This window comes from Ligilactobacillus animalis KCTC 3501 = DSM 20602, from assembly GCF_001434535.1.
GTDB lineage: Bacteria > Bacillota > Bacilli > Lactobacillales > Lactobacillaceae > Ligilactobacillus > Ligilactobacillus animalis.
On sequence record NZ_AYYW01000003.1, the window covers coordinates 185,557 to 201,714 of the forward strand.

The 16,158-nt window shown below is 41.2% G+C and carries 9 protein-coding genes; 4 read left to right on the forward strand and 5 right to left on the reverse strand.

Annotation, left to right across the window (positions count from 1 at the left end; all coding sequences use genetic code 11):
* Positions 1 to 25 precede the first annotated feature (25 nt).
* The gene (locus FC30_RS01470) at positions 26 to 1,003 is read left to right on the forward strand and encodes a LacI family DNA-binding transcriptional regulator (protein WP_010688369.1); all 978 of its coding nucleotides are present in this window, start codon (positions 26 to 28) and stop codon (positions 1,001 to 1,003) included.
* Between the two features lie 58 nt (positions 1,004 to 1,061).
* On the opposite strand, the gene FC30_RS01475 is transcribed toward FC30_RS01470, so the two are convergent.
* Positions 1,062 to 7,673, reverse strand: a complete 6,612-nt coding sequence (locus tag FC30_RS01475; RefSeq protein ID WP_010688370.1) for a Rib/alpha-like domain-containing protein — start codon at positions 7,671 to 7,673, stop codon at positions 1,062 to 1,064.
* A gap of 531 nt (positions 7,674 to 8,204) precedes the next feature.
* Here FC30_RS01475 and FC30_RS01480 point away from each other — a divergent pair.
* Both FC30_RS01480 and FC30_RS01485 read left to right on the forward strand, forming a co-directional pair.
* Positions 8,205 to 8,681, forward strand: coding sequence for a flavodoxin (locus FC30_RS01480; protein ID WP_010688372.1), 477 nt, complete (start codon positions 8,205 to 8,207; stop codon positions 8,679 to 8,681).
* Positions 8,682 to 8,762: 81 nt separating this feature from the next.
* A complete protein-coding gene (locus FC30_RS01485; protein WP_010688373.1) occupies positions 8,763 to 9,050 on the forward strand; it encodes a type II toxin-antitoxin system RelB/DinJ family antitoxin in 288 nt (95 codons plus the stop codon).
* Positions 9,051 to 9,558: 508 nt separating this feature from the next.
* On the opposite strand, the gene FC30_RS01490 is transcribed toward FC30_RS01485, so the two are convergent.
* The 3 genes from FC30_RS01490 to coaA all read right to left on the reverse strand — a co-directional run bounded on the left by FC30_RS01490 (position 9,559) and on the right by coaA (position 12,833).
* Complete coding sequence (locus FC30_RS01490; protein ID WP_010688375.1) at positions 9,559 to 9,972, reverse strand: YjdF family protein; 414 nt, start codon at positions 9,970 to 9,972, stop codon at positions 9,559 to 9,561.
* A 250-nt stretch (positions 9,973 to 10,222) separates the two neighbouring features.
* The gene (gene guaA, locus FC30_RS01495) at positions 10,223 to 11,776 is read right to left on the reverse strand and encodes a glutamine-hydrolyzing GMP synthase (RefSeq protein ID WP_010688376.1); all 1,554 of its coding nucleotides are present in this window, start codon (positions 11,774 to 11,776) and stop codon (positions 10,223 to 10,225) included.
* A 136-nt stretch (positions 11,777 to 11,912) separates the two neighbouring features.
* The gene (gene coaA, locus FC30_RS01500; protein WP_010688377.1) at positions 11,913 to 12,833 is read right to left on the reverse strand and encodes a type I pantothenate kinase; all 921 of its coding nucleotides are present in this window, start codon (positions 12,831 to 12,833) and stop codon (positions 11,913 to 11,915) included.
* 92 nt (positions 12,834 to 12,925) lie between these two features.
* On the opposite strand from coaA, the gene FC30_RS01505 reads away from it, so the two are divergent.
* Positions 12,926 to 13,489, forward strand: a complete 564-nt coding sequence (locus tag FC30_RS01505) for a GDSL-type esterase/lipase family protein (protein ID WP_010688378.1) — start codon at positions 12,926 to 12,928, stop codon at positions 13,487 to 13,489.
* 311 nt (positions 13,490 to 13,800) lie between these two features.
* Here the strand turns inward: FC30_RS01505 and helD are convergent, their stop codons facing one another.
* A complete protein-coding gene (gene helD, locus FC30_RS01510; protein ID WP_010688379.1) occupies positions 13,801 to 16,101 on the reverse strand; it encodes an RNA polymerase recycling motor HelD in 2,301 nt (766 codons plus the stop codon).
* Positions 16,102 to 16,158: the final 57 nt, after the last annotated feature.

Consider the following 16,158-nt stretch of genomic DNA (forward strand, 5'->3'; position numbering starts at 1 on the left):
AATTGATTGAAAGAGGTGATGGATTTTGCGACCTAAACTAGAAGATGTGGCTAAACTAGCCAACGTATCTAAAACAACTGTTTCACGCGTCCTGAATAACCGTGGCTATTTGAGTCAGGAAACTATCGAACGCGTTTACAGTGCAATGAAAGAACTCAATTATCAGCCAAATGTCGTCGCACGTCAGTTATACAAAAAGCAAACCCGGATCATTGGACTACTTTTTCCCACGATAGCCAATCCTTTTTTTGGTGAATTGAGTGCGGAACTTGAAAAACGGCTCTATAACGAAGGTTTTAAAGTTCTGATCGGTAACTCAATGAACGATCCTAAAAAAGAAGCGCATTACCTCAATCAGCTGTTAACAAAGCAAGTTGATGGTCTGATCGTCGGGACACACAATCGCGGGATCGCCGAGTACAATTATGAACATCTACCTGTCGTCGCGATCGATCGTAATATGAATCAAGATATCCCCGTGATCGAATCTGATAACTATAACGGTGGGGTCTTGGCAACGACCCGCTTGATCAAGCGCGGTGCTAAAAAGATCATCCACACTAATGGACCGATCGAGCTCGAAACACCAACTAAACGCCGGCGTCTGGCTTATGAAGATACGATGAAAAAGTACGGTCTGACCCCACTCACGATCACGGTCGATTTTAATATCCCTTATAGTGAAAAAAAGCAGATCTTTACCCAAATGTTCCACGATCATCCCGACTTAGATGCTGTATTTGCCTCTAATGATATCGATGCTGCTTTGATCATGCAACTAGCCTTAGAACAAGGCAAACGCATCCCAGAAGACCTTCTACTCGTAGGTTACGATGGTACACAGGTGATCCGCAACATTTTACCGGGCTTAACGACTATCGTACAACCGATCGAAGACATTGCTAAAACAGCAGTTGAAGTCTTGAAACAACGCATGAATAATGAAGAGACCTCGCTAGAATATGTCCTTCCCGTAACTTTACGTGAAGGTATCACCGGATAAAAAATGAGCCTAGGAACTTGGCCGATCCCAAGTTTCTAGACTCATTTTTATTTAGTAATTATTTTTGCGAACGTTTCTCAACAAATGCTCCTAGCCCTAAAATTCCGGCTAATAACGTGATGAACGCTCCAAGTAATTCATATGCTCCAGCATTAGTTTCACCTGTTTGAGGCAAAGCTTGTTTAGCCAAATGCTTATGTGTTCCACCCACAGATCCGTTGCCTCGCTTAGCATTATCCTTTACCGCCAAAACTTGTTGTGTCACTTGTTTAGTCTTTGTTTTAGCATGAACTTTTACTGTGACCCCAACTTCAGCTTGGCTCTTGTCAGGATATGTCACTACTACGGTCGCATGTTTTGTGCCTACAGTCGTGACATCGACAGGCAGTTTCCAGCTATAATCAGTTTTGTCCGGTAGTTCATCTTTATTAGCTACACCTGCCTGTGGAGCCGGGACCTTACCTAGCTCGGTCGTTACCACTTGTGGTCGTGGTGCATATTTATCTACATCAGTAGTTGCTTTGACCTGCTTTTTAACAGGATTTAGCACCACAACTTTTACTGGTAATTCATCTGTGGAGCCATCTGGATAGGTCACTACTACGGTGGCATTTGTCTCATTTGGTGTCGTCACATCTACTGGAGTTTTCCAGCTATATTGCGTTTTGGCTGGGAGATCTCCACTATTTGTTACACCACTCTTGGCTGCTGGGAGCTTACCTAAAACAGTTGTCACTTGCTGTGCTTGCGGTTGATACTTATCTGCATCAGTTGATGTTTCGTTTTCTTTATCAGAAACTGGAGCTAAAACTGATACTGATACAGGCAGTTCATCTTTAGAGCCATCGGGGTAAGTTACAACTACAGTGCTTTGTTTTTCACCCAGCGTTGTCACGTCTACTGGACTCTTCCAACTGTATTGTGTTTTAGCTGGAAGAGTAGCGCTATTGACCACACTATCTTTTGCTTCTGGTTGCTTGTTCAGCTCTGTTCTTACTTGTTGAACTTTTGGCGTGTATAAGTCGGCATCTGTACCCACTTTTACTTCGACTTGTAGCTCATCTTTGCTACCATCCGGATACATCATTTCCACTGTGCCTTGTTTAGCACCCGGCGTTGTCACGTCTACTGGTGTCTTCCAGCTGTACTTAGTATCGGAAGGTAAGTCGGCACTGTTCGTTACTCCACTCTTGGCTACTGGGACCGTACCCAATTTCGTCGTCACAGCTTGACTTTGAGGGGTATATTTTTCTGCATCGGTTACCACTTTTACTGGTCCTTTGTCAGAAGTTGGAGCTAAAACCGTTACTGGTACAGAAAGTTCTTCTTTGGAACCATCGGGATATGCTACTACCACTGTGCCCTGCTTATCCCCCGCTGTTGTTACATCTACTGGACTCTTCCAGCTATACTGTGTACCCGCTGGCAGCTCTAGGCTATTTGAGACTCCACTTTGGGCACTTGGCTGTTTTCCTACCTCTGTCGCTACTTGTTGACCCTTTGGCGTATATAGATCAGCATCTGTGCCCACCTTTACTTTAACTGGTAACTCGTCTTTGCTACCATCTGGATAGATAACTTCCACTGTACCTTGTTTATCGCCTGGTGTTGTTACATTCACTGGAGTCTTCCAGCTATATTTGGTACCTACTGGCAGATCTGTACTATTCGAGACACCAGCTTCAGCATCTGGTTGCTTGCCCATGTCTGTGTTTACCACTTGACTTTGAGGCTCATACTTATCTGCATCAGGCACTACTTTTTCTGGTCCTTCTGCATGTTTTTTGTCAGAAGTCGAGGCTAAGACTGACACTGGCACCGAAAGTTCTTCCTTAGAACCATCAGGATACGTTACTACTACAGTACCTTGTTTTTTACCTGGCGTGGATACTTCTACTGGATTCTTCCAACCGTATTTAGTATCTACTGGTAGCTCTTGGCTATTGGAAACTCCGCTTTTGGCTTCCGGTTCCTTGTTCAACTCGGTATTTACTTGTTGACCTTTTGGTGTGTATAAGTCAGCATCTGTTCCTACTTTTACCTGTACTGGCAGTTCATCTTTACTTCCATCCGGATATGTTACTACTACGGTACCTTGTTTTTCGCCTGGCGTAGACACTTCTACTGGATTCTTCCAGCCATATTTTGTATCTACTGGGAGATCTCGGCTATTTGACACTCCGCTTTTAGCATCTGGTGTCTCACCTACTTCTGTCACTACTTGTTGGTCCTTTGGTGTGTACAGGTCTGCATCTGTTCCTACTTTTACCTGTATTGGCAATTCATCTTGACTGCCATCTGGATATGTTACTACCACTGTGCCTTGTTTTTCACCTGGTGTAGACACTTCTACTGGATTCTTCCAGTTGTATTGCGTATTTACAGGTAGCTCAGCACTATTCGCCACTCCGCTTTTAGCTTCTGGTTCTTTATTCAACTCGGTATTTACTGGTTGAGCTTTTGGTGTGTACAAATCGGCATCTGTTCCCACTTTCACCTGCACTGGCAATTCATCCTTGGTTCCATCTGGATATGTTACTACTACGGTGTCTTGTTTTTCGCCTGGTGTGGATGCTTCTACTGGATTCTTCCAGCTATATTTAGTATCTGCTGGTAACTCAACACTATTCTTTACTCCGCTCTTGGCTGCTGGAACATTACCCAATTTTGTTGTTACTTTTTGGCTTTGAGGAGTATATTTTTCTGCATCGGTCATCATCTTCACTGGCTTTTTGTCCGAAGCTGGAGCTAAGACTGTTACTTTTACAGGTAACTCGTCTTGACTGCCATCAGGATACGTTACCACTACGTTGCCTTGTTTTTCACCTGGTGTAGACACTTCTACTGAATTCTTCCAATTGTATTGCGTATTTACAGGTAGCTCAGCACTATTCGCCACTCCACTTTTAGCTTCTGGTTCTTTATTCAACTCGGTATTTACTGGTTGAGCTTTTGGTGTGTACAGGTTGGCATCCGTTCCTACCTTTACCTGTACTGGCAATTCATCTTTGCTGCCATCAGGATAGGTCACTTCCACTGTGCCTTGTTTTTCTCCCGGTGTCGTTACATTTACCGGATTCTTCCAACTGTATTGCGTATTTGTAGGTAAATCAGCGCTATTCGCCACTCCGCTCTTAGCCTCTGGTGTCTTGCCTACTTCTGTCACTACTTGTTGACCTTTTGGTGTGTACAGATCGGCATCTGTTTCCACTTTTACCTGCACTGGTAACTCATCTCGGCTGCCATCTGGGTATGTTACTACCACTGTACCTTGTTTAGTACCCGGCGTTGTCACTTCTACTGGGCTCTTCCAGTTGTATTTAGTATTTCCAGGTAGATCAGCACTATTCGCTACCCCACTTTTAGCTTCAGGTAGTTTGTTCAATTCAGTTTTCACTACCTGTGCAAGAGGGATGTTTAAATCAGCCATATTAGGATCAACTGCTACATTTACCGGAACGTTCAAATCAGTTCCATCCGTAAATTTTACACTTACCATACCAGTAGCTTTAGGAGTCGTCTGATCTAGAGCTGGCTTTTTACTCCAAACAACACTTGCTACTTCAGCTTCGTGTTGAGCCGTTAGATCTGGCATTTGAAGTACTGAAGCAGCTTGCGGTAAGCTTTGCTCCAATGTTCTTGTTGCATGAACATCTGGTTTAGCACTGGCACCATACATCGTCACTGGGACTGGAAAATTACCCAGATCTGGGAAAAGTCCTACTTTAGGGAAACTTACCTGTTTATTTTGGACATCGACTAAAGCCATCATCGGCTCAGTTTCAGTCTTATCGCTATCTTTAGCCACGACTGTCGTTAGTGCTTGTGCCCAAGTTACTTTCACACCTGGCAACCCAGCCCCAGTTTGTGTATCAACAAGATTCCCATTTTTACTTGGAACATAGGTCGTAACTGGCAAATACCGACCAGTTTTCTCATCTTTGGTATAAACAGTCAGACCATTCAACGCCTGCATCGGAGCTGGTAGGATATCCTTATCACTCGTCTTATGCGTGAAGACTGGTTTCACTTCACCCAACAGCACATTTCGATCATTAAAGACAGCCTTAGAATCACTATTCAACACGGTCACTGGCGCATAGGCGACGACTTTTTGCCCACTCGTAAAGCTGACCTCTACTGGGACATTATATAATCCTACGTCAGTCGTTACAGTTGGTGCTACTGTTAGTGCCCCTGTAGCATCAACTTTTGCCCAACTGAATTCACCCGTCGGATCAAGTAACGTGTACTTCACATTGCTTGGTTGGACTCTATCTTGATATAAAACATTTTCACTTTGTGTCGTATTTTGCATGACTGCTAGTGGTTGGTAAACCGGATGAAAGACATTTAAGTCACTACCCATCTCCAAATTAGTTGCACTCCACCAGTTAAAGTAATTATTAAAATCATCTTTAGCAGCCTGTGGCGTAGCTTGGGCAAAACTTACACTTGAATCAGGTGACAAACCAAATGGCGTCCCTTCTTTTCTAGCATTTAAGTAATTCATGGAATAGTCGCCTAACCAGTTGACTGATTTCAAATTTTTGACATTCCATTCATAATTCTTAGCTTGCGATACTTTATCGTTATTGTATTTAACATTGGCGATCGTTCCGTATTTAACTGGCACACTTTGATCATCGGCAGCATCCATCGTGATCTTATTGTCCGTTGCTTCCAAACGGAAAAGCATCCCTTTTTGTTTACCTGTCCGCACCATCTTAAATAGCTTAGGTGCTACGACATTGACCCGGTTTGTTGAGCCAACGCCCCACATCGAGACCATCCCGAGTGGATACACGGGAGAATGATAGTTGTCCGTCACATCCAAATAGGAATAATAACCCAGGTTAGATTTTTGTAAACTATCCTTTTGCAACGCATCTTCTAAAACGACCGAACCGTGATCGACATTTAACGAGTTCGTCCCGTTGTTTCCACCAACACCACCATAAGAAATCAATGGAGTTGCTGCTTGCTGGCTATTTTCATCAACTTTACGCACGACTTTTAAGAGAGCATTGGGCTTGACCGTCAGATTCCCATGAACATTACCAGTCGTTACATCGGAGTTATTAGGTCGATCACTGCTGCCCCAATTTAACGTGATGACCCCAGAGTGGGCACCAGCACCAGTACTATCGATCCCAATATTCGTTACGCCATTATTGTCTTGGTAAGTTTCAACGTCTAACTTAGCCCCATCACTTAAGACTAAATTATCGGGATTCCAGACTGCATTAGAGACACCATGTCCCATTTTAAGGATTACCTGTCCACCATGTTGCACGCCAAATGCATGGTCATTATTTACAAAATAGACCCCACGTGTATTGGGAGCTTGCGTCGCATTGACGACTAATTTCCCAGTTGGGCCAATGACTAGATCATTTTGCGTAGTTGCAGGAGCACTGAGAACTACAGCTGCTACCACACTCGTTCCACGTTTTTCTTTAGTGAACGGATCGACCGTCAATTCGCCATCGACCTTAGCATTCCCATTTGTTACATCAACAGCCCGTGAGTTTACCACTAGGCTTTCCCAAGTACCACCCGTTGGCACTGCTACATTAGGCGCAGTTGTATTGACTTTAACGTTTAATTTAGCATTCTTTTCAACATGCAAAGCCCCTGCTGTAAGATTTTGGGTCTCGTTACTATAGGCATTATTGGTCGTTAAAACTACATTAGCGCCACTCTTTACGTTTACTTTTCCATTAGCATATACGTTTTGAGGTGTACTTGCATTATTGACTCCAGCTGTTAAGGTAACATTTCCACTCAAATCAACATTATTCGCTGTCACATTGGCACTCGGTGAACTTTCTACATAAGTCGGTGTTGCAGATACATCATGCAATTTAACGGTCGCATTCGGTGCATAGACTAGCACACCGTTACCACTAGCTTTAACATTATCAAAGTTGACGGTGGCATCAGTCCCATTATTTTGGAAACTAACGACCCCATAACCATGTGGATCATTCGTTTCTACGTTGACATTTTTAAAGTTGAGTTGCCACTTATGGTCAGGTATTGTGGTCTTGTTATAAAAATAAAGCGAATGATCGCCTAAGTTCAATGTCGTATTTCGTTCATCGACTTTAGAGTCCCAAACGGTCACATCCCGTGCTACACCAGGTTTATCAACGTTGACGTAGTTGTCAGTATCATTAGTGACATCCTTGTCCAAAACGATCTCGGCCACATTTTTATCGTTCAATGCCGTTTGAAACTGGGCCATGTCTGACACATGACTAGCATCTTGGCTCGGGACCACTTCAGGTTGAACTGGCTGTTGTTGTGGCGTAGTTAGCTGTTGTTCTAACACCGGCGAATCTATTTGAGTTGGCACTGTTTTTTCAGGTGTAGCTGCCTGTGCTTGTTGTGGTACTTTCGTTTCAGGCGCTACAGGAGTATTAGTCGACACTGCCTCAGGTTGTTTTTTAATTTCATCCTTTTGTTCAACTGTATCTTTAGTTGCACTTTGCGCTGTATTGGGTTCGACTTGGTCAGCTGCAACATGGCTAGTTCCTGCATATAAAGCAAAAGTTGTTCCAACTAAAACAGATGCGACTCCCACCGTAAATTTTTTGATCGCAAATTTTTGCCGTTTAGGTGCTAATTTATTTGCGTATAGATCTGTATTATTTTTTGAAAGCATATTTCTTTCCCCTATCTTTAGAATATGCTCCCCCTGTACTTCCTGCTCAGCTTTGTTATAAAACTTTTCTTGGAACAAAACAACTTTTTTCCACGAACGATCGCTGGTTTATTCTATAAAAATTATTTTATACAATAAAAACACTGTTCCTATAGTAATATAGATTTATTGATTTAAATAAAAAGCCTTGAACTATATCAGATCAAGGCTTGGAAATATTTCCTAGGTTATTTACGATATTTTGTTGCACGACCAGCACCGACTTTGGTCAAAAAATGTTTTGTGTTAAAATATCTGTCAACAACTTTTCTTGCAACTCTTTTTCTAACATCACAAACTCTAGATCCTGTTTACCTGCCAAACATTCATCAAATGTCTTATCCATTTCCTCTCGCCGTAATCATAGCATCGTCGCAAAACGATTGAGATGATTTACAACGATCGCATCATGCATTATAAGTATTAATTTCCATAAATAACAAGCATTTTACAGCCTACTACTTTCTCACTATACTAAACTCAGAAAGGAAGTTGATACTATGCCCGAAGCACTGGTACTATACTACTAAAAATGTTGCCCAAGTTATCGCCAATAAATTAGATGCAGATATCGCTGAGCTCCATGCTAAACACCCCTACACTAGCGCTGATCTTGATTGGCACGATCCCCAGAGTAGAATATCGATCGAACAGCACCAACATAATAGTCGGGTCGAGATCAATGACGACCTACCCGATATTTCCAATTACAATAATGTCATCATTGGTCATCCAATTTGGTGGGGCATCCCACCGTGCTTGATCACAACTGCTATCGACAAGCTAGATCTTAACGGTAAAAATCTCACATCATTTGCTACATCGGGTGGCAGTGGTTATAAACGCTCGCAAGCTAATATTGAACGTACTCTAAGGAAAAATAACTATAATGTCACTATAACTCAAGGAGCTGTGTTGAATAATCAGCACCAAATCGAGACATGGGTGAAAACATTGAATTTTAGGTAGGTGCCGTATTTATTTAGATGACACTATAGTAGTGTTCATCTAAATTTGTGCTACCATAAGCACAGAGGGAAAGTGATCATTATGACAACTACACCAACTACGATTTACCTTAATGATGATTTAAAAAAAGAGTTAACAAAAAAATTAGACTCTTTAGGCATCACTCTTAACACTTATTTTAATATCGCAGCGCGTCAATTCGTGCTCCAAAATCATCTACCATTTGAAATTTCAGATGATATTCCTACTGAGAAAACCGAAAAAACTGTAATTCTCACTAAGGCTAAAGAACTAAAATTGATCAAAGATGATTCTGTCTCTTTTGATGACATTGACGAAGCCATCAAATTTCTTGATTCAGAGGTTTAAATATGTTTAATGTCATCTTTGAACCACAGTTTTTGACCTATTACCAAAATATTAAGAAAAATCATCCAGAAATCTCAAAAGAACTCGCTACTGCTTTAACAGAACTCAAAATGCCTGGACAGTTCCTCTGGTCTATAAACCACACTACTAAATACTCGTAACGAAAACTATAGTGGCTATTATGAATTTCATCTTGCTGATGGTAAATTTAATGTTTTGGTAATATACTTACCACATAAAAGCAATCCCAGAATTCGCTTGATAAGAATGTGGAGCCATCATGAGTTGTTTCAAGGTCCACTAAAGTAACCTTATCGGATAGCCATTTGAAGTTTAGGCATAATTCCGTTAAAATTACACAGAAAATTTGTTCAATAGTGGGCTGGCAGGAGAGACTCACTTATCCATAATAACAATTAAAATCGACCTAGATAATCTCACTGCTATGAAATCACCTAGGTCGATTTAGAATGAGAAACTAATTTCTCTCAGACTCTTCAATGCATTGTTAGTGTCCACGATGTTTAGCATGTTTTTTCTTTTGTCTCAACAAGTAACGTCTTTCAGTTTCTTGCTCTTTACTAACTTTAATCGCTTTTTTCTTCATTATTTTCTTTTCTTCGAATTGTCTCTTTAAATCTTGTTGTGCCTTAGTTCCAATAGAAGAATTTTTTATAGCCTTATGAGCTAATCTTTGAGCTCGTTTTGGATTGACATGATATTCTTTTTGTTTTTCAATACTAGTTTTGTAAAACTTTAGTTTAGAAAATTTAAAATTTACCATATTCAAAATTTGGGGCATATGTGGCATTGATGTTCCAAGATTTACTTGAGCAACATAATACTCACTACCATCAGTCCGTTCAAAGATAGCTTTATAAAACGGATAATCGAAAATAATTGTCAGTGCACCTTTAATCACAATGCATCCCTCCTAATAATTGCTTTTAAGAAAGATGGACATCCTAGGAGGAAGGTTACTGATATATTAATACATTCGGACTACCAACCGAAATTGTGTTTTTACTTTCTTATTTACATTCTACGCACTGTATTTTTATTATACAAGTATGCAGTATTTAAAAGAAAAGCACCTTATAATTATTAGAACTATATCTAACAATTATAAGGTACTTCAAAATTTGGGGGCTATTTTAGTTCAAAAGTCCCTTCTATTCCCATTCGATCGTTGCCGGTGGCTTAGACGTGATGTCATAGACTACACGGTTAACGTGAGCTACTTCATTTACGATGCGCACGGAGATCTCTTGTAAGACATCCCATGGGATCTTCGCAAAGTCAGCTGTCATCCCATCGATCGAAGTCACAGCACGGATCCCGACTGTGTAATCGTAAGTCCGGCCGTCACCCATAACACCAACAGAACGGATACCTGGTAACACTGTAAAGTATTGCCAAATTTCTTTATCTAAACCGTGCTTAGCGATCTCTTCACGCAAGATAAGGTCAGAGTCACGCACGATCTGAAGTTTTTCTTCCGTGATCTCACCGATAACACGGATCCCAAGACCTGGGCCTGGGAATGGTTGACGCCAAACGAGTTCATGTGGCATCCCTAATTTTTCACCTAATTCGCGGACTTCATCCTTGAATAAGGTGTTCAATGGTTCGATCAATTCAAATTGCATATCTTCTGGCAACCCACCAACGTTATGGTGTGACTTGATCGTTTGCGCTGTATCTGTCCCAGATTCGATCACGTCAGTATAAAGTGTACCTTGAGCCAAGAAATCGATACCCTTGAGTTTAGTTGCTTCATCATCGAAGACACGGATAAATTCATTACCGATGATCTTACGTTTCTTTTCTGGATCAGAAACGCCAGCTAATTTATCCATAAAACGTTCTTTAGCATCAACTTTAATGATATTTAAGCCAAATTTTCCACCTAGGCTTTCCATAACTTGTTCAGCTTCGCCTTTACGCAACAAGCCATGATCAACGAAGATCGAAGTCAATTGGTCACCGATCGCTTTGTGTAACAAGACACCAACAACCGAAGAATCGACCCCACCAGAAAGACCAAGCAAGACTTTACGATCACCGACTTGTTCTCTGATCTTAGCAATTTGCATGTCGATAAAGTCTTCCATTGACCAGTTATCACGAGCACCACAAACATCAAACGCAAAGTGACGTAAGATATCATTACCGTATTCACTGTTACGTACTTCTGGGTGGAATTGCAAAGCATAGAAATTCTTGGCTGTGTTAGCCATTGCTGAAATCGGGCAGTTTGCACTTGTAGCGGTAACTTCAAAACCAGCTGGAACTTCTGTAACTAAGTCGCCGTGACTCATCCAAACAGTTTGTTCCTTAGGTAGATCTTTGAACATCACTGTATCAGCATCAGCCACTGTGATCTCTGCTTTACCGTATTCCTTATTATCAGCGGCTTCAACTTTACCACCGAGTTCTTGTGTCATCAATTGCATCCCGTAGCAGATACCCAACACGGGGATACCTAAATTAAAGATCTCAGGATCGACTTTAAATGCTCCCTCATCGTAGACACTGTTTGGACCTCCAGAGAAAATAATTCCCTTAGGCGCCATTTGCTTGATCTCTTCAGCCGTGATCTTGTGTGATAATAATTCGGAGTAAATACCGAATTCACGGATCCGACGAGTGATCAATTGGTTATACTGGCTCCCAAAGTCCAATACAATGATCTTGTCAAAAGCTTGCATGTCAACATTAGCCAAGATATTCACCTCATCATAAAATTTTTGCATGTATTATCTTACATTGTACTCATTGAGTTAAGCTGGGTCAATCGTTTTTCACGTACATTTTTCATGAATTTAATTAAATTTTAGCTAGAACCCGAATAAACCTGCTCTAGTATTTGCGTAACAGCAACTCATTTATCAAATGATTTTTCCCTTTAACGATGATCAAATCAGCACGATTTCTAGTCGGTAAGATATAATCGTGCAAATTAGGATGATCGATCTCATCCCAGACTTTAGCCGCCATCTCAAAAGCTTCTTCGCGATCTCCCAAAGCATAAGGATAGTAATAGTTCTTAGGGTCTTTAAATGCTGTATCTAGCAGCATCCCGAAGCGTTCCAAATACCACTGCTTGATGTCTTCTTCCTTAGCATCGACATAAATAGAAAAATCAAAGAAATCACTCACATAGATCTTCTGTTTACTTGGCAACTGCAAAACATTGATCCCTTCGACCAACAAGATATCTGGCGAAGCGATCTCTTCGTATTCACCGGGAATGATATCGTAGACCTCATGTGAATAAACGGGAGCCTTGGTAGGTAAATTATTCTTAACATCATTGATGAAACTGATCAATCGTTCCATATCATAACTCTCAGGAAAACCCTTGCGACTCATCAAGCCTTTTTTCTTTAACACCTTATTTGGATATAAAAAGCCATCAGTCGTGATCAATTCGACTTTTTTATCGGGATAAACTTCGCTGAGCAATGTCTTCAACAAACGCGCCGTCGTACTCTTACCGACAGCTACCGAACCCGCGATCCCCAAGATAAAGGGCACTTTATGCGGACGTATCCCTAAAAAATTTGCCTGATCATCTTGGAGCTTTTGATGAGTAGTCACAAACATCTTGAGCAGATAGATCAAAGGCATGTAAATATCGGCCACATCTGCAGTTGAAATACGGTCATTTAGCGATTTTATCTTTTGCAGTTCAGCCTCAGTCAAAGGAGCGATATGGTCTTTATAAAAACCACTCCACTCTTTACGTGAGATCTTATAGTAATTTATTTGATTTTCCATGCGTATTATTTCCTTGTATAGCGTTTTCTATCTTATAATAGACAATTATAGCACGGATTTTGTATAAATTTACCAATAAAGGAAGCGGAAACATGACTAAAGTAGTATTATTCGGTGATAGTTTAACAGCAGGGGGCGTTGATGGTCATTCAAGTCCGATCTTTACCCGACTTTTAGAGGATAAATTCCCTGATGTTGAATTCATCAACCGTGGTTTACCTGGTGATCAAACACGTAATGCCTGCAAACGACTACGTGAGGATGTCTTAAATGAGGTCCCCGATATCGTAGTGATCTTCTTTGGCACCAATGATGTTTCCAGCAAAGAAGTCTTCTTGGCTAATTACCACAACAATTTAGCTTATATGCTGACCTGCATCAGTCCTAATAAATGTCTCTTGGTCACACCGGGGATCGCGGGGCCAACGCGCGCCAATCTGCGACCACTTTCCAAGATGGAGCAGTATGCTAAAGAGACTTTGACTGTCGCAAAGGAATTCGAGATCCCTGCCCTAGATTGGTTTGATTACTGTAAGACAAAAGATCCAAAAGAACTACTTCAAGAAGATGATCTACATTATTCCAAGAAAGCTTACCAGTATCTCGTCGATCAACTCGAGCCTCTCTTAAAAGCAAAGCTCGCAAACTTAAACTAGAGTGTGAAACAATGCGGGTAGTGCCGTACAGATAATGGGAAATCAAGCATAATGCGCTTTTTGCATTCTGCTTGATTTTTTATTATCTGCTAGGTGCTGCTTTGTCGAACACGTTTCAATAGAGTGTGAAACATGCCGTATAAATAGCTAAGGATCAGCATGATGCATTTTTTGCATCGTGGTGATTTTTTTATTATCTGCTAGATGCTGTCAGCTTTACACACGTATTTGATAATGTGTCTCGTAAAATATGTGAAGACGAATGTAGCGATCAAAAAAATAAGCCACCTCAGTGAGGCAGCTTACTGTGCTTAACGTTTGATCAAATGATATAATTTTTTATCCACAGTTGCAAACAATGGGGATAACTCTTTGATGGCTAAAATATCCAATTGATGCATTGCCCGTGAACAGATCGTATAGACCAGCTGACGTTCGCTCTCATCATGGTAATTTTTTTGATCGGCATTCCACATGATGACTGCATCAAATTCGAGCCCTTTAGCTAAATAAGATGGCACGATCAAAGTTCCAGCGACCAAACGCTGATTTTCCGTGCGGATCAGCGTCGTTTTGACGCCTTTAGCTTGCAACAAGTTAAAGAGTTCTTCACATTCTTCCAAACTCTTCCCGATGATCGCCGTTGTCTGTTTCGCAGCATCATTTTTAGCTAAAATATCCACAACATCATTCACTAAAGCATCTTTGTCCTGGTCAACAATGATCGTTGGTTTCTTCCCGTTACGCTCAAAAGTCGTCACTTTTTCACCGTTGACTAAGACTTCCTTGGTAAAGTCCGTGATCTGTTGGGTCGAACGATATGAGGTCGTCAACTGCACGACTTTTGTCTTTTCTTTTGGAAACATCGTGCTTAGCTCGCTCAAAAGTGTATGACTGTTTTCCTTCGTAAAGATCGCTTGATTCAAATCACCGAGCATCGTAAATTTAGCCCGCGGAAATTGGGTTTTGAGATACGCCAATTGAAAGGCCGTATAGTCTTGGATCTCATCGATAAAGACATGCTTGATATCACGTTCACCCTTCTTACCCGTGATCCGATCATATAGGTAAAGATATGGCGTTACATCGGTCAAGGATAAACGCCGCTGTTTGAGCATGCTGATCGTCTTTTCGATACCCGCTTCCCACTCTGCTTTAGTCAGCTCAAATTCGCTTAGATCCAACAATTCCGGTACACTGCGTAAGAAATGCACATATTGGGCATTGATGTTTAAGAAACGATTTCGCATGATCGCAACTTGGATCTTTTTGTAGTCTTGCATGACATATTGGCGCGCTAAGAAATTCAGCTCTTTATCGCCATTTTCAAAATTACGCGGTTGATCGCCATACAACTCATTTAGTTGTTGTTGGGAAAGATCTTGGACCGCTTTTTGAACTTCATCGGTTTTCGCCGCTTGAGCAACTTTAGAATTTAGGCGCTTGATCAAAGCTTCCTTAGTCGCACTCAAGCGATTTCCTAAATGATAATTTTCATTAAAGCTGTAGTAGATATCTCTGATTTCTTTTTTAGAGAAGAAAATTTCACCATTGTGCATGATGTTTTTGAAACGCATCCCACTTTTTTCAAGGTAATTACTGTAAGCTGTCGCAACTTTAAAAAATTTCAAACTATCCTTAACAGCCTTGATCTTTTGGTCGATACCTTGGTTTTCTTCTTCAAAACGTTCTTGTAGTGTTTCAACTCGAACTTTTGGTAAACGTCGATTGGTAAATTGATGATAGGTCATCTGCACCATATTTTGTTCCCCTAATTCGGGTAAAACTTGGTCGATATAGTCATTGAACAACTGGTTCGGTGAAAAAAGCACTACTTGACCGGAGTTGAGATTGCCCCGATAGCGATACAAGAGATACGCCACTCGTTGTAAAACAGCCGAGGTCTTACCCGAACCAGCTGCCCCTTGAACAAATAACAACTCTGAATCGGTATCACGGATGATCTTATTTTGTTCTTTTTGGATCGTCGTCACGATACTTCTCATCTTCGTGTCGGAACCTTCATCTAGGACTTCCAACAACATCTGATCTCCCACAGTTTCATCCGTATCAAATAGCGTTACGATCTTGCCATCTTCGACCATGAATTGGCGTTTTAATTCGAGTTCGACTTCACGCTTGCCCACGGGTGTCGTGTACTCAACTTTGCCTAACCCACCGTCATAGTAAACACTTGAGATCGGAGCCCGCCAGTCATAGACTAAAAAGCGGTCCTTTTCATCAGAAAATGAAGCTAACCCGATATAGATCTTTTCTTGTTTTTGTTCACCTTGTTCTTTGATGTCGACCCGGGCAAAATATGGCTTTTTCTCCATCTTTTCGAGCACATCTAAACGTTTGGCGGCTTGCGTTCGGTTATTTTCCCGTTCGGCTAATTGCTGTTGTTGTTGGCGCACAGTTAGAGCGGTCTCCATCATCCCCGAATAAGTCCCCGTCTTGATACGGAGATTATTCTTAAAATCATCTTGGATCGCTTGTGCATCGCTTTTGGCGGTAGCTATATTTTTTTGCGCCTTTTTTTGCGCTTGCTTGATCTGATCGACCACCCGATCCATGCGTTTTTGTTCTTGTTGCTTAATACTTTCAGCCATTATTTACCCTCCGCTCAAACAAATTTTCGATATTCTATTGTAGCATATCTATTTTTC